At 66.1% G+C, this 734-nt stretch carries 2 protein-coding genes; one reads left to right on the top strand and one right to left on the bottom strand.

What is annotated here, in order from left to right; translation table 11 throughout:
• Positions 1-210, top strand: a 210-nt coding sequence (locus C5F48_RS24305; RefSeq protein ID WP_258186601.1) for an ATP-binding protein, incomplete at its 5' end; no start/stop codon positions are given.
• Between the two features lie 225 nt (positions 211-435).
• Here the strand turns inward: C5F48_RS24305 and C5F48_RS25875 are convergent.
• Positions 436-734: transposase (locus C5F48_RS25875; RefSeq protein WP_373454373.1), on the bottom strand; the 299-nt coding region annotated here is incomplete at its 5' end.

Raw genomic sequence — 734 nt, 5'->3', positions numbered from 1 at the left:
GAGATCGCCGACGACGGCCCCGGCATTCCGGCAGAGGCGCGCGACCGCCTGCTGACCCGCGGCGCGCGGCTCGACGAGAGCAGCGGGGGTCACGGTCTCGGCCTCGCCATCGCCGCCGATCGCGCCCGGGCCTACGGCGGGACGCTGACGCTGGAGGCAAGCGACGCCGGGGGACTTCTGGCGCGGGTCACGCTGCCCGGGAAGAGGTGAGGGTATTCTAAGGCCCCCTGTGCAGCGATTGGCAGCCGACCGCGTAGCTCTGGCTGCTACTGACATCCCTTCATGAATGCCGGAGATGCAAAGTCTTGCTGCCGTTTGCTGCGGCATCGCCCCGGTCGGGTGCTATTGGCCCCAACCTGAATACCAGCCCGCCTATGATTGCTCCGGAACAGCAGACAGCGCCGGCGCCAATCGTGGCCGCCTCATTCTCATAATCTACATGAAAATTCCGACGCGCCGGCTCTGTTGACATGAGGGCGCGCTCGCCTGACTTTGGCGCCAGATCAAAGCTGCCGCCCTCTTCAGAATGTCACGTTCCGCCCGGAGCCGGGCGACCTCTTTCTTCAGAGCTGATATCTCGGCCAGATCAGCGCGCAGCTGCTCGTTCCCGGGAAAGGCAACAGCAGGGGTCGCAGTCAGCTCCCGTATCCTGCGGCGCAACACGCTCTCCGCTACATCAAGGTCACAGGCGGGCTGCGCCACCGCCACACCCGATCCGTCACCAGCCTCACGGC

The organism is Cereibacter changlensis JA139, from assembly GCF_003034985.1.
Taxonomy (GTDB): Bacteria; Pseudomonadota; Alphaproteobacteria; order Rhodobacterales; family Rhodobacteraceae; genus Cereibacter; species Cereibacter changlensis.
Note: the sequence above shows the minus strand (reverse complement) of the source record. Positions and strands in the feature narration are given on the sequence as shown.